Annotated in this window: 18 protein-coding genes, 1 tRNA gene and 2 rRNA genes; 10 read left to right on the top strand and 11 right to left on the bottom strand. The window is 27.9% G+C overall.

Going from position 1 to position 24,795, the window contains the following annotated elements; genetic code table 11:
• The 10 genes from ACUSRV_RS05940 to ACUSRV_RS05895 all read left to right on the top strand — a co-directional run.
• Positions 1-656: hypothetical protein (locus tag ACUSRV_RS05940; RefSeq protein WP_490141013.1), on the top strand; the 656-nt coding region annotated here is incomplete at its 5' end.
• A 149-nt stretch (positions 657-805) separates the two neighbouring features.
• Entirely contained in the window at positions 806-1,366 is a 561-nt protein-coding gene (locus ACUSRV_RS05935; RefSeq protein ID WP_490141012.1) for a hypothetical protein, read from the top strand.
• 148 nt (positions 1,367-1,514) lie between these two features.
• Positions 1,515-1,727, top strand: a complete 213-nt coding sequence (locus ACUSRV_RS05930; RefSeq protein ID WP_490141011.1) for a hypothetical protein — start codon at positions 1,515-1,517, stop codon at positions 1,725-1,727.
• Positions 1,728-1,974: 247 nt separating this feature from the next.
• Positions 1,975-2,592 carry a hypothetical protein gene (locus tag ACUSRV_RS05925; RefSeq protein WP_490141010.1) on the top strand — a complete coding sequence of 206 codons (618 nt, stop codon included), beginning with the start codon at positions 1,975-1,977 and terminating at the stop codon, positions 2,590-2,592.
• Positions 2,593-2,887: 295 nt separating this feature from the next.
• Positions 2,888-3,508 (top strand): hypothetical protein, encoded by a 621-nt coding sequence (locus ACUSRV_RS05920; protein WP_490141009.1) that lies wholly within the window; start codon positions 2,888-2,890, stop codon positions 3,506-3,508.
• A gap of 60 nt (positions 3,509-3,568) precedes the next feature.
• Positions 3,569-3,874, top strand: coding sequence for a hypothetical protein (locus tag ACUSRV_RS05915; protein WP_490141008.1), 306 nt, complete (start codon positions 3,569-3,571; stop codon positions 3,872-3,874).
• 19 nt (positions 3,875-3,893) lie between these two features.
• Positions 3,894-4,583, top strand: a complete 690-nt coding sequence (locus ACUSRV_RS05910; protein ID WP_490141007.1) for a hypothetical protein — start codon at positions 3,894-3,896, stop codon at positions 4,581-4,583.
• Positions 4,584-4,699: 116 nt separating this feature from the next.
• Complete coding sequence (locus tag ACUSRV_RS05905; protein ID WP_490141006.1) at positions 4,700-5,269, top strand: hypothetical protein; 570 nt, start codon at positions 4,700-4,702, stop codon at positions 5,267-5,269.
• Between the two features lie 57 nt (positions 5,270-5,326).
• Positions 5,327-6,067, top strand: a complete 741-nt coding sequence (locus ACUSRV_RS05900) for a hypothetical protein (protein ID WP_490141005.1) — start codon at positions 5,327-5,329, stop codon at positions 6,065-6,067.
• 143 nt (positions 6,068-6,210) lie between these two features.
• Positions 6,211-6,675: a YmaF family protein gene (locus ACUSRV_RS05895; RefSeq protein ID WP_490141004.1), complete on the top strand. Its 465-nt coding sequence runs from the start codon at positions 6,211-6,213 to the stop codon at positions 6,673-6,675.
• Positions 6,676-6,864: 189 nt separating this feature from the next.
• On the opposite strand, the gene ACUSRV_RS05890 is transcribed toward ACUSRV_RS05895, so the two are convergent.
• The 11 genes from ACUSRV_RS05890 to ACUSRV_RS05840 form a co-directional block, all read right to left on the bottom strand.
• A complete protein-coding gene (locus tag ACUSRV_RS05890; protein ID WP_490141003.1) occupies positions 6,865-10,395 on the bottom strand; it encodes an SbcC/MukB-like Walker B domain-containing protein in 3,531 nt (1,176 codons plus the stop codon).
• Positions 10,382-11,599 carry an exonuclease SbcCD subunit D gene (locus ACUSRV_RS05885; protein ID WP_490141002.1) on the bottom strand — a complete coding sequence of 406 codons (1,218 nt, stop codon included), beginning with the start codon at positions 11,597-11,599 and terminating at the stop codon, positions 10,382-10,384. The genes ACUSRV_RS05890 and ACUSRV_RS05885 overlap by 14 nt, the downstream gene beginning before the upstream one ends.
• 20 nt (positions 11,600-11,619) lie before the next feature.
• Positions 11,620-15,363, bottom strand: coding sequence for a helicase-exonuclease AddAB subunit AddA (addA, locus tag ACUSRV_RS05880; protein ID WP_490141001.1), 3,744 nt, complete (start codon positions 15,361-15,363; stop codon positions 11,620-11,622).
• A complete protein-coding gene (gene addB, locus ACUSRV_RS05875; RefSeq protein ID WP_490141000.1) occupies positions 15,356-18,811 on the bottom strand; it encodes a helicase-exonuclease AddAB subunit AddB in 3,456 nt (1,151 codons plus the stop codon). Before addB ends, addA begins: the two co-directional genes overlap by 8 nt.
• Positions 18,808-19,572, bottom strand: a complete 765-nt coding sequence (locus ACUSRV_RS05870; RefSeq protein WP_490140999.1) for a PD-(D/E)XK nuclease family protein — start codon at positions 19,570-19,572, stop codon at positions 18,808-18,810. The genes addB and ACUSRV_RS05870 overlap by 4 nt, the downstream gene beginning before the upstream one ends.
• On the bottom strand, positions 19,572-21,776 hold the full coding sequence (locus ACUSRV_RS05865) for an ATP-dependent helicase (RefSeq protein WP_490140998.1): 2,205 nt from the start codon (positions 21,774-21,776) through the stop codon (positions 19,572-19,574). The genes ACUSRV_RS05870 and ACUSRV_RS05865 overlap by 1 nt, the downstream gene beginning before the upstream one ends.
• Position 21,777: 1 nt before the next feature.
• The gene (locus tag ACUSRV_RS05860) at positions 21,778-23,727 is read right to left on the bottom strand and encodes a hypothetical protein (RefSeq protein WP_490140997.1); all 1,950 of its coding nucleotides are present in this window, start codon (positions 23,725-23,727) and stop codon (positions 21,778-21,780) included.
• A 184-nt stretch (positions 23,728-23,911) separates the two neighbouring features.
• Positions 23,912-24,343 carry a hypothetical protein gene (locus ACUSRV_RS05855; RefSeq protein WP_490140996.1) on the bottom strand — a complete coding sequence of 144 codons (432 nt, stop codon included), beginning with the start codon at positions 24,341-24,343 and terminating at the stop codon, positions 23,912-23,914.
• Between the two features lie 106 nt (positions 24,344-24,449).
• Positions 24,450-24,566 (bottom strand): 5S ribosomal RNA (rrf, locus tag ACUSRV_RS05850).
• Between the two features lie 10 nt (positions 24,567-24,576).
• A tRNA-Gly gene (locus ACUSRV_RS05845) sits at positions 24,577-24,650 on the bottom strand.
• Positions 24,651-24,697: 47 nt separating this feature from the next.
• Positions 24,698-24,795 (bottom strand): 23S ribosomal RNA (locus ACUSRV_RS05840); the annotation flags it as partial.

Here is a 24,795-nt window from a genome sequence, read left to right as displayed (position 1 = left end):
ATAAGTGCAAAGATAAAGACCATGACAAAGATAAGTGCAAAGATAAAGACCATGACAAAGATTGCTGCCATAACAAAAGTAAAAGACATTGTAATGACAAAGATCATGACAAAGAAGAAGAATGTTGCTGTGATATAGCAACATTAAGATGTATATTAAAAATATTTGAGGACAGAGATGTAGAAGTAAGAATAACTACTAGAACTAACCAACTGAACGAAGTATTTATTACTAAGGTAACAGAAGATATAGTGTACGTTTCTGAAACTTTTGGTGGCCCAGTTACTAACTTTGTTCCACTATGCAGTATAGTTAGATTCTTTGTTAATCTTTCAGTTTTTTCATCTGAAATCCGTAAGAAGATTCAAGAGGAAATAGAATGTCTTATACATTCAGATTGCAAGTTAAGTCCATGTTGTTGCACAGATGGAATTGCAAACACAGTAAATTCTATAAAGAAACTTAATCTTGTTACACCTGAATTATGCTTTAATTTGGATACTACTTTTGACTTTGATCCAAACGCAAACTGTTTTGATGTACGTGATATCGTAAAAGCTACTTGTTCTGCAATATTTGTTATAGATGAAAGTGACTTTTATGTATTCCCTACTTGTGGAATAGACTATATTGATGTAGACGTTTGCCCAGCTTAATATATCAATATTTTAATTTTGACAAGACGACCATGTAAAATTTTACATGGTTGTTTTATTTTTATAACATTATGGTTCATTAATTCATATATCTATATTATAAGGAACAACGCTCCTTATAAATATAAATTAATGGGAGGAATTGTTAAATGAGTGAAGATTTTAGAAAAGACTGTTGTTGTAATATACAAACATTAAGATGTATATTAAAAATATTTGAAGATAGAAATGTAGCGGTGAGAATAACTACTAGAACTGCTCGATTAGATGATGTATTTATTACTAAGGTAACAGAAGATATAGTGTATATTTCTGAAACTTTTGGTGGACCAGTTACTAGCTTTGTTCCATTATGTAATATAGTTAGATTCTTTGTTAATCTTTCAACTTTTTCCGATGAAATACGTAAAAAAATTGAAGAAGAAATAGAGTGTCTAATCCGTTCAGCTTGCAAGTTAAGCCCATGTTGTTGTACAGATGGAATAGCAGATACAGTAAATTCTGTAAAGAAACTTAATCTTGTTACACCTGAATTATGCTTTATTTTGGATACTACTGCTCAGTTTGATCCAAACGCAAATTGCTTTGATGTACGTGATATAGTAAAAGCTACTGATGCTGCAATATTTGTTATCGATGAGAATGACTTTTATGTATACCCTACTTGTGGAATAGACTTTATTAATGTAGACGTTTGCCCAGCAGGTTAATTTCTTAAATATCTTAATTATACAAGGCAACCATGTAAAATCTTACATGGTTGTCTTATTTTCGTCACACTATATATCATTAATTCATATATCTTAATTATAAGGACCACGTTCCTTATAATTAAAATTTAATAGGAGGAATTGTCAGATGAATGAAGATTTAAGAAAGGATAAAGACAAGCCAAGTAAACATAAAGGCTCCGATAAAGGTAAAGATAACAACAAAAGCAAAGGTACGAATAATAAAGATAAAGATAATGACAAAGATAAAAAAAGTAATAAAAATAAAAGTACAGAAAGTGACAAAAACAAAGATAAAAAAAACAATAAGAAAAATAACAAAACTAGAGAAAATGATTAAATAAATAATAAATATTGTTACCGTAATATAATATTTAAAAATATAATAATAAATTCAAAAAGAAAGTATAGCTGTATAAGAATTCTTATACAGCTATTTTGGTTCATTATTTGTGATGAAATAACCGTATAAAAATTATTATACGGTTTTCTTATTTTTTGTGTCAATATTGTCTTGTCCTCATATATTTATATAAGAAGGAATAAAAAACTTCTAAAAAATTAAAATATTGAGGAGTGTTTTGAATATGGAAAAAAATAGGGTTCAACCAGTATCATGTTTAAATGAATTTATTAACTCTATACAAGGTTTTTTAGCTTTACTTCCTCCTTCTGGTGCTACAGTTGATATATGTAATATAATAACTACAGACAGCACAGAATTATTAGCAGGTTTACTTGATGACCTTGCAGATTGTATAGAAAATGAATTTACTACAGGACCATATGGCTTTTTAGCTCAAATAGAGAGATTAGTTTGCATAATAAGACTTTTGGCTAATAGAGTAAGAGCTATAACTTGCCCTGATGCTGATGAGTGCTTAGAGATATTATTTGAAGTATTATGTGTACTAGTAGAAGCACTAGCTATATTAATAGGCATAGTTATAAAACTTATAGTATTAGACTCTTTCTTAGGAGATAATGAAGACTTCTTTGAATGTCTAGTATGTAGCTTAATAGGAGAAATTACTTGCCTAGAAGAATCTGTAAGAGATTTATCTTGCTTAATAATAGCATTAATATCTTGTGATATAGAAGAATGTACACCTTGTTTCGTAGCTACTAAGGCTGCTAGAGTTAGACCAGTATTTGATAAAAAAATCTGTGATAAGAAGAATGAATGTATCTGTAAAAAACATTAGTAATTTTAATAAAAGTCCCTGTTAATCTTACTTGTTGAATAGACTATATTTCTGTAGACAATTCTTCAGATCTTTAGTTTCTTGAATACTTTAATTAAATAAATAGTATAGCTGTATAAGAATTCTTATACAGCTATTTTGCACATTATTTGTGATGAAATAAACGTATAAAAATTATTATACGTTTATCTTATTTTTTGTGTCAATTTTTCCTTGTCCTCATATATTGATATCAGAAGGTATAAAAAACCTTTTAAATATAAAAAAATAAATTAATGAGGAGTGTTTTAATATTATGGAAAAAAATATGACTAGACAGGTAGCATGTTTAAATGACTTTATTAATGATATACAAGATTTTTTAGATAATTTACCTGTTTCTGGTGCTACAGTTGATATCTGTAATATAGTAACTACAGATAATACAGAGGCATTAGCAGATGTACTTGATGCACTTGCAGATTGTATACAAAATAACTTTATTACAGGATCACAATATGGTTTTTTAGCTCAAATAGAGAGATTAGTTTGCATAATAAGACTTTTAGCTGATAGAGTAAGAGCTATAACTTGCCCTGACGCTGATGAGTGCTTAGAGATATTATTTGAAGTATTGTGTGTACTAGTAGAAGCACTAGCTATATTAATAGGCATAGTTATAAAACTTATAGTATTAGACTCATTCTTAGGAGATAATGAAAACTTCTTTGAATGTCTAGTATGTAGCTTAATAGGAGAAATTACTTGCCTAGAAGAATCTGTAAGAGATTTATCTTGCTTAATAATAGCATTAATATCTTGTGATATAGATGAATGTACACCTTGTTTCGTAGCTACAAAGTCTGAAAGAACTAGACCAGTATTTGATAAAAAAATCTGTGACAAGAAGAATGAATGTAGCTGTAAAAAACATTAGTAATTTTAATAAAAGTCCCTGTTAATCAGGGACTTTTTATAAATAAAGGATGTGCTTAATATGATTTTTAGTAAAAATAAATGTGATTGGTGTCATAGTTGGGAAAATTGTGATTGCGATAAAAAAGTATTAAATCCTTGTTCCTCTTTTAACTGCAAATCATTTGAAGATTTTAATGACTATTTCAAAGTATTAATGAAGTCCAAAAGAAAAGTGAAACTACTACTTCAAAACAATAGAAAAACTAAAGTAGTTCAAGGAACAATATGTACAGTAACTCATGATACTATATTTATCATTGAAGATAAATGTAGTGTACCTACTGCTATATCAATATCTATTATAAAACATGTAATGCCGTTATAAATATATAGGAGGTGTAAATATGCCATTACAAGATAATTTAAAATTAGTTGTTAATGACTTAATGGAAATAAGATTAAATTTAAATATAAATAGTTTAAATTCAAAGGAAAATAAAGAATCAAATCCAGTCCAAAATATTGTATCAGATCTTCTAGGTAATACATCAAAAAATGATTCTGATAATAATTTTAATTGTGATGATGATGGAAATGGCAATGAAGTTTTAGGTCTACTCGACTTTTTAATAGCTGTTATATGTGATACAGATTTAACTTTCTGTAATACTAACTTCTCTTATTTAGCTCAAAGAGAAAGACTATGCTGTATATTGAGAAACTTTAGAAAGCTACTTGTTCAACTAAGTTTGTTTGATTTTGAAGATATAAGATGCGAACTTCTATCTAAGTTACTATGCTTACTTCTACAAATAATAGAAGAGATAATAAGTATAATCTTAGATTTAATAGCTCTAGAAATTTTATGTGCATCACCTGACTTTGAATGTAGAGATGCAACTTTTGAGTGCATATTCTGCAACTTAATTAAAAACATAAATGACTTAGAAATTTTAGTAAACGAACTAGCTTGCTTAGTTTTGAAAATAGCATCAGATCAAATTATTAACTGTACTTCTTGTAATAATAATGCTTGTTGCTCAAAGCATAAAAAATCTCCTTGGTGTGATTCTTGTGAAAATGATTGGTGTTAATACTAGCACCAATCTTTACTACCTTTAATATATTATTAATGAGAGTAGAAAGAAATTAAATAATAAAAAAGCATTTTAAATTTTTTCAATTAATTTTCAGGGAGGATAATAAGAATATGAAAGATAAAGAAAATTGTTTTAATAAGATATGGAAAGATAAAAATGGTGATTGTGAACGCGAACTATGTTGTTGCCAACAAGGTATATTTGAAGCACTAAGCTTTTTAAGAAGTCAAGGTGCAGAAGTAGAAATAAGAGGTTTTAGATCAGGTGCCCCAGGTATATTAGGCAGTGGAAATATAACTACACTTACTATAGATTTTGTTATTCTTGATGATGATCCTAATAGAGTTGTATCCTTATGTGCTATATATCAAATAAGACTTGATACAGATGAACTACCTAACGGATTAAATAGCGCAGCTTGTGGATGTGTAAAAACTAATTGCTGTTGTAATCCAGGTTTAAGAGAAAGATTACAAGCTAGAATTAACCAAGAAATTACAATAAATTTAGATGATGCAAATGCAAGCTTAGTCGATACTACTGGTATTGTTAGATTAGTTTGTGATGATATAGTATGGATTGAAGTATGTGCAGGTGCAAGTACAAACTGTGAATTTGTTGCAATACCTCTATGTAGAATAGCTTGGTTTGAACCAGGAAGAATAACATTCCCAGATTAATAATAAAAAATATTTAAGAAATTTTTCAATTTTTTCTACAGAGAGGATAATATAAATATGAAAGATAAAAAGAATTGCTTTGATGAAATCTGGAAAGATAAAGAACAATGTTGTGATACTTTCACTTGTCAACCTTCAGTTGGTCCAATAAATGTAGTTGTAGACTGTGGGGACTGCCCTCCTCCAAATGGCGGTGGCGATAATGGTTGCTGCTGTAATGCAGGGATGTCTAAAGCTTTAGCATTTATAAAACAAGAATTGCAAGATAATGATTATATAGCAAATAATGGATTAGATATATTTGGTATAAACTCATCAGCCTTAGTTCTAGGAGCTACTATTTTAAATCCTGATCCAACTGATATAAACAATATTGATATAGTTAAGGTACAGGACCAAACAGATCAGCCTGATGAATTTAGATATGTATCTACATGTGCAATATACTATATAGGTATAAATTTAGATCTTCCTACCGGCGTTACTCTTGCTTCTATAATAGCAAAAATACAAGCAGCATTTAGTCTTCAGGATAATCCTGACTGCTGTTGTAAAGATACTATAGCTAGAAAGCTAAATGAATTGAGAATTGCTGGAACATGCGTTTCTTTAGATTTAAATAATCAAACAGGTGGAAGTAGTGATGTTGATGGAGGAATTATATCATTAGATGCTGATGTTGTTTGGATAGACGATGACGATGTAGCTCCTAAAAATTATGACCTTATAGTTACATCTATATGCTATATAGCCATGATTAAGCCTGAAAGATGCAGTGCTCCTGCTGATCCAAAATAAAGATATACTTTGAAATACCGCTAATATACTTAGTGGTATTTTTTATGTAATACAATTTACACTTAGTACATATACATTTATAGGTAATAGAAATATATAATTAATGTTACTTAATTTATAATAATTTAAAAGGAGATTTATTTATGGAAGAAAAAAATTGCACTTTAGAAAATGAAAAACAATGTAATGATGATCGTGCATATTATTATGCAGGTAAACAGTCATGCGATCACTCAGAAGAACAAACTCATGTTCATGAATTTTTAGGCAGCACTAGATTCGCAGAAGAAGATGAAGATAGACATAATCATAGATTTGCAGGCGTTACTGATGAAGTAATTGAGGTAACTGTAAATGGTCAAAGAAACCATATCCATAGATTCTGCACAAGAACTGATTTCTTTGAATTACCTGGTGAAGAAGGACATTTCCATTTTGTTAAAGATGAAACAGGTCCTGCTATATTTGTTGGTGATGGAAAACATGTACACTTTGCTAGTGGAAGAACTTCAGAAAATGATGAACATCGTCATGAATTTGTATTTGCTACACTAATTGAAAATCCAGCAGGTCCAAAGAAGAAGCATATGTCAAGAGAAGAAGATTAAATAATACATAAGTTGCTATGATTTTAAAGTCATAGCAACTTAATTTTTTATAATTTCTTTTATTATTTAGGTATAAATATTTCATTTTTGTTAATAATTAAAATATGAGAGCGGAATACATACATCTCTCCCCCTGATCAATATATTTAAAAAGAAGCGTCTACAACTCCCCCTGTAGACGCTTCTTTTTTAGCTATATTCTATTTTAACTTTAGATCCATACCCTGCTTCACTTGAAGTTACTATAAGTTTTACAGGTACTCTATTTTTAAGTTCTTCAACGTGGCTTATTATACCTACGCTTAACTTATCACTGTGTAGCCTTTCTAGTGATTGCATAACTATCTCCAACAAATCACTGTCTAATGTTCCAAATCCTTCATCTAAGAAGAAGAACTCCAGTGGTGCACTTCCTTTTAACTGTATTTGTGATGACAATGCAAGTGCAAGTGATAATGATGTTAAGAATGTTTCTCCTCCAGATAATGTATCTACAGATCTTCTAACTCCACCATTAAAATCATCCCTCATTATAAAGTTACCACTTCCATCTAGTTCAAGTGCATATCTACCCTTAGTTATATTCTTTAACCTTTTAGAAGCTTCTATAGCTATATACTTTAATTGATTTGTAGCTACATATTCTACAAACTTATTTCCTTGAGTTACTTTATCAAGTTCGTTTAGTAAATCCATATTTTTATCGGCTTCTTCATAGTTTTTACTTATATCTTTAACTTTGTCTAAAGCCTGTCTTATATTGTTTAACCTTTCTTGTTTACTTCCTATTTCATGTGTTTTTTCATTTAAACTATGTTTTAATTCCTTTAATTTAATTTCTAATTCTTTGTATTTTTCATCAGTTATACTCTTTCCATCTAACTTATTTTGTAAGTTTAATATGTTTAAAGAAATGGCTTGATACTCTTCTTCATATAATTTTATTTCTTTTTCTATATCATCCATTATATTTTTATCCATTAAACACTGCATAACTTTGTATATATCACTAAATTTATTTTCAACTAATAATTTATGAAGAGCTTCATTTTGAGTTTTTAGATGATCTACAGAAGCCCTTAGTCTTTCTTCTATTTTATCTTTTTCACTTATTTTAGTTATTTCTTGTGTTTTTTCACTTTCAAGTTTAACCTTTAAGCTTTCTTCATTTTTATTTATAATATTTATTTCATCAATTACTTTTTCTAATAAAGATTTAGCACTGCTTCCTTTAGTTATGCTAAGTAATTCATTTTGGTTTTGGTCTTTTTGTTTTCTTTTTTCAGACCCTACTTCTTTTAGCATTATAGATTCTGTATTATGTTTTTGTATATTTTCTTGAATACTGTTTATATTTTCATCATAAATTTCTCTCTGTTTACTTAAATTATCAAAATTAATTCTAAGTTCTTCTATTTTCTTTTCATTTATATTTATTTGCTCTAATTTTTGAGATATATTTTCTATTTGAAGTTTATGTTTATATTGATTATAACTGTTTTTAACTTCATCATATTTTTTATTTATATTTTCAAGTTCTATTTTTAGTTCATTTAAGATCTTATTATTACTTTCTATATTTTGATATAATTTTGCTTCTTCTTGATCTATTTTAGATTTTTCTTCTCTATACTTAACAAGAGAACTATCTACTTCTTTTTTAGATTTATCATATTCATCTATTTTATTTTTTAATAATACAACCTCATTTTGTAGAGAGTTAACATAATTATTTAACTCTCCAATATCCATTCCTTCTAATTTAGACTTTATAGTTTCTATTTCTTCTTTTTTAAGTTGTTCTTGAGATATATATACAGCATTTTGAGGTTTTATATAATCTAATTTACTTTTAAGACTGCTTAAATCTTCTTTGAAAATAGCTAATCTTTCTTGTTTGTGTGCTATTTCCATATCTTTATTTGATGAAGTTAGATTTGGATGGTGGGTAGATCCACAAACTGGACATGGATTATTTTCTTTTAACTCCTTTGCCAGTCCACTTGCTAAATTTAAATACCTTAGATTTTCCAAATCTTTTTCTAATTCTGCTATATGCTTTTCTTTAGTTTCTATATTTAAAGATAATACCGGTATTTCTCTATCATGTTTATATCTTGCATCTAATATTTCAGTTAAAGACTTTTGCAGTTCATCTTTTTTGTTTTGATTTTCTTTTGCTTGTTGTAATTTTGTTTTTAAATTCATTAATTCTTCGTTTTTACTAAGTATTAAATTACTATCTCCAGGACAGTTATTTTCAAGTTTTGTTTGTTTTTCTACAAGCTCTCCTACTTTTATATCTATATCTTTTTTAAGCTTTGATATTCTTTCATAGTTAGTTTTTGTACCTTGTAATTCCTTTTTAATATTTTCTAATTTTGTTTCTTTCTCTTTTTTATCTTTAACTAAGTTATTATATTCTTTTTCTATATTTGCTCCCTCGTATATCTTCTGTTTTAAATCTGCGCTTATATTTATTTCGTTTATATTAGATTCTATATCTTTTATTTTTCTTAGTACTATATCTCTTTTGCTAGCTAAGTCCTTAAATTCATTTTCTAATTTATTTTTTTGTAATATTTCTATATTGTATTTGGCTCTTAACTCAAGTAATTCATTTTCTAATTTTTCAACTATTTCTTCTAGTTTTATAGCATTTTCTAGTTTCTCTTGATTTTTTAGAAGAAATGGAATTTGGTTATTTTTTTTCTCATATGCTTCGCTGTAGTGCTTTTGTGTTATTGTTATACTTTGTTGTATTATTCTAAGCTCATTTTTTATATTTTCAATATTATTTTCGTATGAGTTTATATCTTTTTCAAGCTTATTTACACTTTCTATATATGGATTTATAGCTATTGCCCTTTTTCCATTTTCTAATTTTTCCTTTTTATTATTTATATCACTATGTTTTGTATCTAGTTCTTCTTTCTTAGTTATATATTTGCTAAGTGTAATTTGTGTTTCATATATAGATTTACTTTCTATATACTCGTTTTCAAGTAATATACTTTCTTCTCTTAGTTTAGATTCTTCTAATTTTAAATTTTTAAACTCATTTTCAGTTTCTTTGTATAAATCTTCAGTTACATTATCATACTGACTCAACTTCCCCTTTAATTCATTTAGTACTTCATTTTGTGTATTTTTTCTTTTTCTTATTTTATCAGTTAAATTTCTTCCGTACTTTTCAAGGCCAAATATACGCTCTAACATATTTCTTCTATCAGACCCTGTTAACTTCAAAAAGTCGTTAAATTTTCCTTGAGGTAAAACTACTGAACGAGTAAAATCTTCAGATGTAAGTCCAATTATATCTGCTACTTTTTTATTTACTTCTGTAGATTTATCAGCTAGTACTTCTTTATTTCCATCACTGTATACCTCAACTATTCTACATAATGTAGTTTGAAATCCACCGTCTTTTTTTCTTTTTATATTTCTATCTATTATAAATCTTCTTCTTAAACTTCCCCTACCTATTTCAAATTCATAACTAACACTTGCACTATCGGTTAATGAGTTTATAAATTCCTTTGTATTTCTAGGTATTTGACCATACATAGCTATAGTTATAGCATCTAGTATTGTAGACTTGCCACTACCTGTAGGTCCAAATATTCCAAATAGACCTCTTTCTGTAAGCTTTTCAAAATTTACTTCTTGATGCTCTATATAACTATTTAATCCACTTAGCTTGAGCTTAATGGGCTTCATCGTATTCACTTCCTTCTTCGTTAGTTATATCTAAAAATAAATCCATTAATTCTCCCTTTGGCTCTAATTCCCTTGTGTTTTTATAAAACTCTTTAAATAACTCAGCCATAGATATTTCTTTTATATCTATATTTTCTTCATAATCGTCAATACCGGCTATTATAGGTTTTATTTCTATTATATCTGGAAGTAATTCTTTCATCTTTTTAATTGTAGACTGTGGTATTACTTCATCGGTTTTAATTTCAAAATAAGCCCATATATCCCTATCTTTATTTTCTTCACATCTTTGTATAGCTTCATCTATAGAATTACATTTAAATACTTCTATGGGCTTATAATTTTTAAAATAAACTTCTGCCACATTAGCTTTTTCCTTAGGATGTATATCAACTATATAAGAGCATTTTGAATAACTTATTTCACTTTTGCTATATTGAAGCGGTGATCCTGAGTAGTATACATTTAATTTATCAGATATTTTTTGTGGTTTATGTAAATGTCCAAGTGCTATGTATTGGGCATTTTGCGGTAAATGTTCTTTATTTACAACTAGACTTCCACCTAGCTCTATAGGTCTTTCTGAATCTGAGCCTTCTCCCCCTAATACAAATACGTGTGATACTGCTAAATTTATGGTGTCATCTCTAAATTTAGATGATAAATCACTAAATATTTGTCCTATTTTCTCTGAGTATCCTATTTGTCTAGATTCATCATCAAATGAGTCACCTAAAACTTCATTTAACCTTTTTTCACTTGGATAAGGAAGTGTTAAAATTACTGCTTTTTCTTTATTTATATCTATTTCTAGGTATCCTTCTCCGCTTTCTAATATACTAAATCCTTCATATACCCCAATTTCTACCTTGCTTTTAGGATTTCCCATTATCATTATTCCATGTTCATAGGCAAGAGGACTTGCAGCTGAAAGTCTTTCAGGATTGTCGTGGTTTCCAGCTATTATAATAATCGGTCTTTGGCCATTGTTTGCAAGTTTTTTTATAGTTTTATAAAATAGTTTCTCAGCTTGAGCTGGAGGATTACTAGTATCGTAAATATCTCCAGCTATTATAACCATATCTATATTGTTTTCTTCTACCGTACTTACAAAGTCCTCTAAAAACATTTCTTGTTCAGGTAATCTTGAATGGCCTTCTAGGTGTTTTCCTAGATGCCAATCTGATGTATGGATAAATCTCATATAATCCCTCCAAAAATTCTCTAGTATTTCACTTCTTCATCAATTCCAAATAAATATATATATTTTTCTTTTACTTTTTTTCCTGTAAGCTTTTGTAGTGCATTTGAATATAAATCTAGTTGTTTTTTATATTTATTTATAATTTCTGCTTTATTTTGTGCGTCTACATAATCTGTTTTATAATCTATTAAAACTATTTCTTCATTTTCTTCAAAATAAGCATCTATTATACCCCTGACCATTATATACTCATTCTCATACTTTTCTTCTAGTTCTTTGTATATTTCAGTAGCTCTAAATTGAATATAAAAGGCTTGTTCTCTTTTCAAAAACTCTGAATTTAACATTCTTTGCCCAATGTTTGATTTAAAGAAATTATATATTTTATATGGATTTATTACTTCACTTTGTATTTTTGTTATTATTTCATTTTTTACTAAATTATCTAGTTGCTCTTTTATATCACTTATATTTCCTACTTTAGTTAAATCTAGCTTTTGCATAACTAAATGGGTTATAGTACCTCTTTCCATACCACTTATTTTACTTTTTGCTTCATCTTCTTGTATAAATAAAGGCTTTTTAAGTTTTGTAACTTTATTAAACATATTTTTATATTCAACGCTATCTTCATTATCTTGTACCCTTTTTATTTCAGTAGCTGCAAGGGATGTAGGAATGTCTATAGCATCTTTATATGGATATTCAAATGACAATCTAGTTCTTATAATATCACCGTAGTCACTTTTATCATTGCTAAAGTCCATGTTTTCTAGGATTTCAATTATATCCTTTTTCTTTTCATCTTTTATTTTTTCACTTTTTATTAATTCATCAGGATACCATATCTTAGCTTCCCACCTAGATTCATGAATAGATTCATTACAATCTAAATTTGACATAGTTCTCAATTCATTACAGTCTTTGTGTTTCATTATTGAAGGTCCAATCCAGTCTAAGAAATTTCTACCTTTTAATATTTCATATTCTGGAAGTGGATTTTGACTATCTGCATTTTCAGACCATTTATCTACACTTCTTTGTATATCTCTAACAGAACCAGTCATTATAAGCTTTTCTTTTGCCCTAGTAAATGCAACGTATAATATTCTCATTTCTTCAGATAAACTTTCTACATTTAATCTTTTCTTAAGAGCTTCTTTGGCTATACTAGGATAGGCTATTCTTCTTTCAAAGTCTACAAATTGTGGACCGTATCCTAATCTATGATGGTATAAAATATTTTTTCTTATATCTTGCATGTTGAAGTTTTTCCCCATTCCCGCACAGATTACAACTGGGAATTCAAGACCTTTACTTTTGTGTATACTCATTATTCTAACAACGTCTGCATTTTCACCTAATGTCTTAGCACTTCCCATATCTCCACTTACATTTCTTAGTTTATTTATAAAGTTTATAAAGTTAAACAATCCCTTAAAGCTTGTTTCTTCAAATTGTTTAGCTCTTTCAAATAATACCTTTAAGTTAGCTTGTCTTTGAGATCCACCAGGCAATGCCCCTACATATCCATAGTACCCTGTTTCTTTATAAAGATGCCATAAAAACTCATCTGTATCCATATAAAGTGACTTTTCTTGCCACATCTTTATTTTTGATATAAATTCCCTTGATTTATGAGTTCTATCATCTTCTCCTTGAGAGAAACTTAAAATAGCTTCATAAAAACTCTTTTCTGGCTCTTCAACTCTAATATCTATCATATCTTCAGGAGTAAATGCAAATATAGGTGATTTCAATATAGAAAGTAAAGGTATATCCTGCATAGGATTGTCTATAACCTGAAGTAATGATATTATTGTTTTTATTTCTATAGTGTCAAAGTAACCTATTGATGTATCTGCATAAGTAGGTATATTAAGATTGTTAAGTTCTTCTGTAAATATCTGAGCCCAATTAGATGTAGCTCTTAATAATATAACTATATCTTTAAATTGAACTGGCCTATAGTTATCTATTTTTTTATCATACACTTTAAATATCTTTCCATCTTCTTTTTCTTTCATTAAGTCCTTTATTATATTTCCTATCATTCTAGCTTCAAGTTGCATATTATCTATTTCTTCATCTTCGTCTTCGTTTATATTATCTTCTATGTCTTCACTAGACTCTTCATCGCTAATACCTTTACCCTTAGTTTTTTCTATTATATGTATTTCTGTAGGCCCTCCTACTATTGTATCTGTATCCTCTATTTCTTTAAAACTTGCACCTAGATTTAATCTTTCATTTTCTGTATATTCAAGTTCCCCTACATTTTTACTCATTATATTTTCAAATATATAATTTACACTTTGTATAACTTCTTTTCTACTTCTAAAGTTTTTATAAAGCATTATTTTTTTACTGTGAGCACTTTCATCTTGGCTGTATCTATTGTATTTTTCTAAGAATATCTCTGGCTTTGCCTGTCTAAATCTATATATACTTTGTTTAACATCTCCAACCATAAATCTATTAGGAATATCTATTTTTGCTATAGTACTCAAAAGCACTTCTTGTACTAGATTACTATCTTGATATTCATCTATAAATATTTCTTCAAATCTTTCTCTATATTGAAGTGCTATATCCGATGGCTTACTTTCCTCTTCATCATTATTTATAAGTATTTGAAGAGCAAAATGTTCTATATCGTTAAAATCTATTATTCCTCTTTCTCTTTTCTTTCTTGAATACTTTTCATTAAATCCAAGTACTACCTTACTAATCGTCTTCATAAATGGATAAAGTGATATTACTTCCACTTTTATTTCTTCTTTATCTCTATTAAATGTATCTTTTATTGTTTTTTCTAATTTTTCCTTAACTCTTTTTCTTATTGCAGTTGCTTTATCTCTAATTTCTTTTATGTATTCTCCCGTATCAGATGGGAGTCTCACCCCTCTGAAATTTTCAAACTTCATATCTATCATAGAACTATATAGATTATCCCAAGATATATCGCAATTTTTAAGTATATTCCTTATTCCCTCAAGTTCAGCTCTAAACTTAAGTGTATACTTTTCTAGCTCTTCTATATTTTCTATAAATCCCAATGCCTTTGACATTTGAGATTCCATCCCGTATATTTCTATTTTGATGTTTTCAGTTATAGTTTCTGCCCAAATTGATTTACCAAAATCAAAATCTTTTTCTATATTAAATTTCTCTGCGGATTCATTTAACCACTGCTTAGGATAAGGCGATGCCATTGCAAAGTTGTATATACTAAGTATCATTTCTTGAAGGCCACTATCTCCCCTTCTTTCTGCATAACTTTCAACTAAGTTTAAAAAATCTTTATCTTCTATTTCATAGTATTCTTCAAAAACTTCTGATATAGCTTCTTGCCTTAATAAAGCATTTTCAGTTTCATCTCCTATTCTAAAGTTGGGATCCAAATTTATCTTGTGAAAGTTAGATCTTATAACTTCTAGGCAAAATGAATGTATAGTAGTTATATTTGCTTTGTTAAGTAGAACAAGTTGATTTTGTAGATGTCTGCTTTCAGGATTCTTATCTAATTCCTTTGATATGGCATTTCCTACTCTCTCTCTCATTTCAGATGCTGCTGCATTAGTAAAAGTCACAACTAAAAGTTTGTCTATATCAACTAGATTATCAGTGTCGGTTATTATTTTTATTATTCTTTCAACTAATACAGCTGTTTTACCAGAACCAGCAGCAGCTGCTACTAATAAGTTACTGTTTCTAGCATCTATAGCCATTTGTTGTTCTCTTGTCCATTTAGGGCTACTCATTAGTCTCAACCGCCTTTCTCATAAGTTCTAGTACTTCATCGTCTTTTTTATCGTTCATATTTCTATATTTATTATCTTTTATTGATCCATCAAACTGGCATATAGCTGAATATTTACAGTACTCGCAAGATGTAGATTTATTTTTCTTATATGGTTTTATCATAATATTTCCACTTAACATTTCTTCACATAAATCTTTTATAGTTGACTTTACATATTTTCTAAGTATATCGAACTCTTCATAAGTTGCACCATGGGTTTTACTACTTAAAGTTCCGTCCTTTTTTATAGAAGCTGGTATTATTGATGATGTACTAGATTTTTCTTCTAAGTCGTGGTCCATTTCCTTTACTATATCAGTATCTTTAACTACTAACCCCTTCATTTTTAGCTTTTTCATTATAGCTTCTCTTATAGATTCATCTTCCATATTTTCTTTTGCACTTATAATAGGGTCATCTATTCTAAAATATAATATTGCAGCTGGATTTAAGTTGTTATCCTCTTCTTTTGCACCTTCAATTATTGCATCTAAATACACTAAAAGCTGTAGTTGAAGTCCATAGTATATATCAGATAAGCTTAAAGATTTATTACCTGTTTTGTAATCAATTATTCTTATATAACTGATCTCTTCTTTTTCAAATACATCAACTCTATCTATTCTTCCTCTTAAATCTATTTCTTCTCCAGTTTCTAATACTATTTTTATAGGAGGATATTTTTCTTCGTATCCAAATCCAACTTCATAATCTAGTGGTTCAAATGATCCCTTTTTAATTTGTTCTGCTATTATTTCTATAGCATTTATTAATATTGTTTTTAGCCTACGAGATAAGTATTTATATCTTGCTGAACTTTCTAGAATATATCCAGGTATTTTTGATATCATCTTGTCTACTATTTTTGATACCTTATTTTCTATATACTTATTATCTATATCTTTCCAAGATAATTTATCTTCCCCTATTGAGTTTGAAAATTCATCTAATACATTGTGCATAAATGTACCTAAATCAGGTGCCGAAAATGAATACTCTCTTCTTTCCTTAGCCTTTAGCCCGTACTGTACAAAGTAAGCAAAAGGACATTGAGCGTATTTTTCAAGTCTTGATACACTAAAGTACATTTTATCTCCATATAATTTCTTTAATTTTTCTACATCTACACTTTCAACTTGATTTGTATAGTATATTCCCTCTATAATCCTACTAGTTAAATCACTGTATTTTTCATTGTCTATATAATACTTATAAACATCCAACCATATATTGTTTATATAATCATTTTCATCCCATGACTTTATAGATCTTATTATCTCATTAAAAGTAGGTAATTCTCTTGTTATAAGCTTTAGTATATCTTCATCTTTATTTATATCTGGTTTTATTATGTCTGTCTCTATTTTTATATTTGGAAATATTTTTTTAAGTCTAGATATTATTATAGATGGTCTTAGAGTTTTTCCTTCATGGTCGGCTATTGGATAACTAACTCTTAAATATTCACTACTTAAAGTTAAGGCTTTATACACTAAAAATTGTTCTTCAAAGGTTTTTCTCTTACTGTCTATATCTACTTCTACTCCAGCTTGACTTAACCTTTCTCTATCCATATCATTTAATAATCCATTATCCTTTGCTGCAAGTGGAAAAATACCGTCATTAGTTCCTAATAAGTAGAAGTATTTTGTATTAGTATTTTTCATTCTATCTACACTACTTACAAGTACTTGGTCTAATGTAGGAGGTACAACTCCTATTTCGTATTCTTCAAATCCAGACGTTATTATTTTTATAAATTGATCTAGAGGTATCCCTTCATCTCCTATAATTTCAACCATTTGATCTAGTATATCTACAACAATATCCCAAACTTGTGAATACTGATTTGCTATATCTAGTTCGTCTTTACTTTTTAGATATTCTATAGTTAATTCTAGTACATTAGGAATATCTACATCTATTAAAAACTCGTATACATATTTACATATATCCTTTACTTTGTTTCTTCCCCTTAGTTTCCCATGGAACTTAATTATTGGTGGCATTATTTTGTTTTTTATTTCATTTACCTTTTCTATAACATATGATTCGTATTCACTTATATCATCTTCTAGATTGTAATCTAGTCTATAATTCCATTTATCTTCAAGCCACTTCTTACCTTTTATGTCATTTGCAAGTACATAATTTTCTATTAAACTTATATCATCTCTATCAATACCTATAAGTCCACTTTTTAAATATCTAAACACAGATTCATAGTTGTATCTTTTAGAATACATCTCCAAAGCCGATACAATAATAACTACTATTGGATTACTTTTTACTTCTCTTTTTTCATCTATGAATGAAGGTATGTCGTATTCATTAAATATAGATTCTATAAGATTTGAATATCTATTTAAATCTCTAGTTGCAACAGTTATATCTCTGTATCTTATGTTCTTATCCCTGACTAGTCTTATTATATCCTTGGCCGTTTCTTCTACTTCGCTGTATAAGTTAGTAGATTCAAATATACATACATTGTTTGTTTCATTTTTATATGTTCTATATGGATAAGCATGGTAATATTTTTCTAAATGGCTAAGTTCTATATTATCTTTATATCTTACTAAATCATTTTCATTTAAGTTTATAGGTTTTTCAATTTTAACATTTATTTTAGAACATAATTTTACAAGTTTATCTTCAGTAAAATTTGTACGTGCAAAAACTTCAGTTTTATCATAACTTCCCCCATTGTGTAGTGTATCTGTAACTAATGTTATATTTACATCTGTTTTTTGTAGCAATTTTTCTACTACACCATATTGGCTCGGAGTAAATCCAGTGAACTCATCTATATATATTTCCGCACCATTAAAATAAGCGCAGTCTTCAAATTTTTTAGCTAACATATCAAGTGCATCTTGGGAATCTATATATTTTTCATGTAATCTATTTTCAAATTCCTCATATATTTTGCTTATATCTTGTAATTTTGATTTTAAAAATTCATTTTCCATATCAGCAGATGCAATTCTAAGTTCCTCAGGACTTATTTTATATTGCTTAAGTTCTGATATAATATCTGATATATTGCTTATAAATCCTTGTTGAGATGCAGCAGTTGAAAATATCTTTAATTCGTCTTTTAACTTTTCTATTATTTTGTATATTAGCATAACCCTTCCACCAGGTTCCATATATACATGAGTTAATCCTCCACATTCAGTAAACACAATATTGCTCATTGTTTTAAAACTAAGCACTCTAGCTCTAAAATAAGGATCTTTATCTATATGCTCACTAAGTCTTTTTTCTGCTTGGAATGTGTATTGTTCTGGAACTAACAATATTAAAGGTGTCTTCTTATCTTCTTTTAATTTATTTTTTATTTCTTCTATACAATATGTAGTTTTTCCGCTTCCCGATCTACCGTATATAAATTTCAAACTCACTCTATCACATCCTCATTATAGTTGTAGCTTATGTCTTTGTTATTACAAAGTTTATTAAATTCACAAAAACTACAATGTTTATTATTTTGAAGTTCATTGTCTTGAATATAAAAGTCGCTATATGTTATTGTATTTATATAAAATTTAAGCTTTTCTTCATAAGACTTTCTTTTTTGCAAACTGTATTTTATCGATATAGGATCGTCCATATAATCAGGCTGATAATAGTTCATAGTTATATTTTCATAAGGTATATTTTTATTAAATAAGATTTTTAACGATTCTCCTAAAACATATAAGTATACAATAGTTTGAATTCTACTTTCAGCATTTTTATATGTTAGTTTTCTATTTTCTGTTTTCCAATCCCAAATCTCTACCTTATTTTCTTTTATAACTACTAAATCGTATTTTGCCTGTAATTTTATATCATCTTTTTTGTATCTTATTTCATATTCAGGTATATATTTGTCATTATCATCTATTGGTATAAGTTCTTTTATTTTATCTAGCCATTTTATGAATTTTTCATATTTAGTTTCATTGCTTAACCCTGTAGGTATGTTGTCAAAGTACCTTTCACAAACAAGGTGAAACTCAGTTCCCATTTCTAGACTTTCATAGTAATCTCTATTTTCTATATCATCGCTTTTCCAATTTATATTTTCTATATATTTATATTTAAACTTTAGAGGACAGCTTTTGAATGTATTAATTGAATTTTGGCTGTAATAAAAACTGTTTAACTTTCTTTTATCCATTAATTAGCTTCACCTCTTTTAGTGTTTATATATCTGCTTAAGTTTCTATAGTATATACAAGGGTTTTGTTTTTTCTTTTGATTGTTTAGCTCATGACCTGACAATATCAAAAATTCCTTTGCTCTTGTTATTCCTACATATAGTAACCTTATTTTTTCATTTATTATTTCTATTTTGTGTTTTTCTAGATAGTCCTCATGTCTATCCCCTGTAATTATAGAGTCTATTTCTGATTTGCCTATTGCAACTGGATTTTTCCACTTATCTTTTAAATACCAATGTTCTCCTTGGAATTTTTGTTTAGTATTATCCGGGAATTTAAAGTCTGTTAAGTCCAATAAAAAAACACAATCCCATTCCATTCCCTTTGACTTATGATAAGTACAAACAGTTATTCCTCCAGGCTTAGGCTCATATCCATTCATTTCATATATTATATCGCTTATATAATTAAATACCCTATTTCTATCATCTAAAAGTATTTCATACACATCTTTTATACTCATATTTAAGTTATCTAAGCTTAGATACTTAACATAATAAGACAAGTAATCTACCATAGCCTTTTCTTGTATATTTATATCTAATTTGCTTCCTATATAAAGGACAAACTCATCTATCTTTATTGATGGATATTCTAATATATCTCGTAAAGTATTTATTCCGTTTACTAAATCTTTATATATTTCCTCATTTGGATCTATTCCTATATTTTCTAATATATTATCTAAATCATATAATATAGTTTCACTTGTATATTCACCTAAAAATCTTAATAACTCTTCTCTACTTATTTTGTTATCAGTATTAATAAATATTTTATCTAGAACCCAAAGTAATTTTTCTATGTCATAGCAGTTATATACGAAATCTAATATATATCCAACATAATTTATTACTTTTCTTCTTTGAGCGGAATTTGATGAAAGTTCATCAAATTCAATATTTTCATTGGTCAATATTTCTCCGACTTCTTTTATTTGAGAATTATAAGGAACTAATATTCCTATACTTTTATCTTTATAGTTTTCTTTAATCCACTTTATATTTTTAACAGTTTTTATTATTTCATCTTCCCATGATTTATACCACTTGTAGTTTACTCCATATTTTGATGGCTCAGGATTTTCCTTATACCCCATGCCCTTAGGTACAGTTCTTATGTTCATATCTTGAAGTGCATCTTTGCATTTTATTTCAAGCAAACTACTTCTAACATAAGTTACAAGATTATTGGCAAGTTCTATTATATCTTTTGAGCTTCTATTAGACATGTCCATCTTATAACAGACATCTGCTTTTTTCATGAATTCTTTAAAGAACTTAGGATCTGATGATGAAAATGTTCCGTTTATACTTTGATTTACATCTCCAACTCTAACTATGTTATTATTATTTTCATATATTAACTTTAATATCTTTCCTTGTATTTCATTAGAATCCTGACATTCATCTTCAAATATATATGTATACCTTTTTTGGAATTTTTCTCTTAATGTTGTATCACTTTTTAATGCCTTGTATCCTAATATAAGTAGATCGTCATAATCCAATAGTCCATGGGATTTTAACTTTTTATCGTATTCATAATAAATAGGTGCAATACATCTTAAAAAACCCTTATAATTATTATCATCCCATGCTATTTCTTTTAGAGTTTGAGGTGATATATCTTTATATTTAAGGTCACTTATAATAGCACTTACTACATCAAAGAACCCCTTTTCCCAACTTTCATAAGATATTTGTATCCATTTAGCATCTTTTTGTTCCTTGAGAAACCATTTAAATATTCTATCTCCACCGTTATTTCTCCAATTTTGGATGCATTCATTTAATATCAGATACTTTTTAAGGTCATCAACTATGCTAAACTCTTCGTTTAACATAACTGTATCTGGCTTTTCTTTTATTATCTTAACTGCCAGGGAATGTATTGTCATTACTTCATAAGAATTACTTTCTTTTATATCTCTTTCTTGAAGTATCTTACCTATTCTCCCTTTGAAGTTATTTACTGCACTGTTCATATAAGTAAGTATAAGTATCTTACCAGGTTTGTGCTTTTTTTCTTCTATAAGTTTAGCTACTAAGTTTGTAACTATAAATGTTTTTCCTGCTCCAGGAACAGCTGGAACTGCCATAGTTCCACCTTCATAATTAATAATAGGTATTTGGTCTTCTCTATAATTTATAACATTCATATTACTCACCTTTATTTATAAGTCTTAGTAAAACAGTATATAATAAACTTTCTTGTACATACCCATTTACTGTATATTCACTTCCATAGGCATACACCTTTTTATTACACTTTCTTAGTAAACAATTTAGTGTATTGGCTAGATAGTATCTTTTATATCCAGCTTCCATTTCTTCACTATACAAAGATTTTTCTTTATGTGTTTTTCTCAATACATGAACGTTAGATAATTCTTTTTCATTTTTCATATTCCATGTATTATTAGTTATATCAACCCACATTTGAATATCACTATTTATATTAGAACTCAAATAATTATATGGTGTGGTTAAGATAACACATTCTTTAGTTTCTAATTCTTCAATATCGCCAATTGTATAATAATCCTTTATATTTCTCTTTAAACAATCAATAAATATATGTTCATAACTATTATTTTGTTTTATCTTTAAATCTTTTAATATATTTATAAACTTTTCACTTTCTTCTATTAGCTTTTTACATATCTCTATGTTTTCCCGTCCATTTTTAAGCATAATTAGTTTTTCTAAATAAAATCTTCTTAAAAATTCATAGATATTTACATCATCATTTTTCTTACTTTTAATCCAAAGTTTAAAATCATCGTATTCTTTTGAATCTAATTCACCTCTAATAATTTTTGAGGCTTTTATTTTATTTATATTAAACAATATAGAATAAAAATTTATTAGATCTTGTTCATTTAATAAATTCTCACAATTATAAAATAGACAAGCACCTACCATTAATGCGTGAGCATAGGGGTAATCTATAATTCTTCTATCTTTTTTAGTATTGTGTAAACTTATATTATTTTTAGCTAATATGTTTTCTAGTTGGTAGTCTAAAGTTATGTCATTAATTGGAGATATTATAGCTATATTACTTGGGTTCACCCCGCTATTTATTAACTCTATAACTTTATTACATATACTAGATACCATTTCACTATGTAATTGATTAGATACATCAATTTCTATATGTTTTTCTATATCTATAGTTTTTAGTAGGTTGTGATTTATATCTTCTTGTAATGCTAATTCATGTGCCACTTGCGCTATATTATTAAAAATTGTATTATCAGTTGTATCTCCTAGCTTTATTAATTCACATTTGCTATATAATTTTTTATATATATAATTAATATCTACACCACTAAAGCTTGTATAATCTCCTAATGGATTTATATACATATATACTTCACTTAGATTATCAATAATACTATCTATAAAATCTACTTGGGATACTGAACATGTTTCTAAGTCATCTACTATAAGATACTTTATACTTTTATTTAAGTTAGCTTTATATGCTTCATCATTTGATAAGTAATTGTTATACAAATAAACGCTAAGAGAATAATCTATTATTCCATTTCCTAACATTTCCTCAATGTATAAGTTTATCATTTCATCCATTTCTCTGTAAGTAGATTTTGATATTGTTTCTTTATTTTCTTTGGAATAATAGATTCTATCTCCTATTTCTTCAAAAGGTATTTGCCCCTGTGATGCTTTATTTATATTGAATAATATACTATTCGTTATATGGTAGTTTGAAGCTGTAACTTCACCAAAATAGCCTTTAATATCTCTATAATTTTCAACAAAACTGTGAACTATATATTCACTTAAATTATTTGTTATAAATTTTGGTCTTATATTATGTTTTTTTATATAATTACAATTAGAGCATATTATTGGCCAATATTTAACTACCTCTTTTTGAATAAGTCCGGTATATGTATATACATTTAAAGCACTAGAAATTTCAAAGTCAAATTCTTTACTCCATCTTAATTTTGAATTTCTATTAGCTATTAATACTAGTATTTCTTCACTTGGAATTTTGTTATTTATAAGCTCTTTGTATTTGTTTATTGCATTGCCGGTTTTACCACTTCTTATTTTTCCTTCTATTATATATTTCATTATTATCACCTATATTAATTATTGTCTTATTTAATTATAACATACTCCCAGAACATACTTTCGACTTATATAACTCTTTGTAGTTGATAGGATTTATAATTATTCTTATAATATCTATATCTTATCACTATTTTACAATAAAAAATACCTAAGCTCTTTTTAAAAGAGCTTAGGTATTTTATTGTTATTTTATTTTCCCTATCCAACTTCCTATACCAGTTAATAATATAGATATAGAAACAGATATTATAGGATAAAAATCATTTATACTATTAGGTAATATCTTAGTTATTGATATTGTTGGAGCTATCCATGGATACATAAGCCATATAGCAGTGGCTGGTTGATCTGAAACTAAATAAAGATATAAGGCAAAAAAACCAAATGTGAATGCAACTAAAGATCCTACTGCTCCTATTAACAATCCCTTTGTAAATCCCATTTTAGATTTATATCCATAGTAAAAAAATATACTGTAAAATGCTATACTAAATATAAAACCAATGTTAATAATAATAGAACTAACTGGAAATACATAAAAATATATTGTTGCCAAAATTATTAACTCTACTATTCTAAAAAATAAGTTTCCACCTATATCTAGTATTTTTACCATGCTGTCACCTTCAATCAACCTTAATTAAGGTCTTTTAACTATTTTATTAAAAATCACTTAAAATAGTGACAGCTTGTAAATATTTTTTTAAATACAAAAAAAAATTACGCGGCTACGTCCTACTCTCCCAGGCAGCTTCCCACCAAGTACCATCGGCGCTAAGGAGCTTAACTTCTGTGTTCGGAATGGGAACAGGTGTATCCTCCTTGCTATTGTAACCACATAATCTTTATTGGAGCGGGTGAAGGGAATCGAACCCTCGCAGCTGGCTTGGAAGGCCAGAACTCTACCGTTGAGCTACACCCGCATGTAGTTTGAAATTAGTTAGCAATTTCAAAACTAAACAGCATATTAATGGTCAAGTCCTCGACCTATTAGTATTCATAAGCTAAATCCATTACTGAACTTACACCTTGAACCTATCAACCAGATAGTCTTTCTGGGGTCTTACC

The sequence above is a fragment of the Sporacetigenium sp. TC11 genome, assembly GCF_058146105.1.
This window is presented reverse-complemented; position numbering and strand designations above follow the sequence as displayed.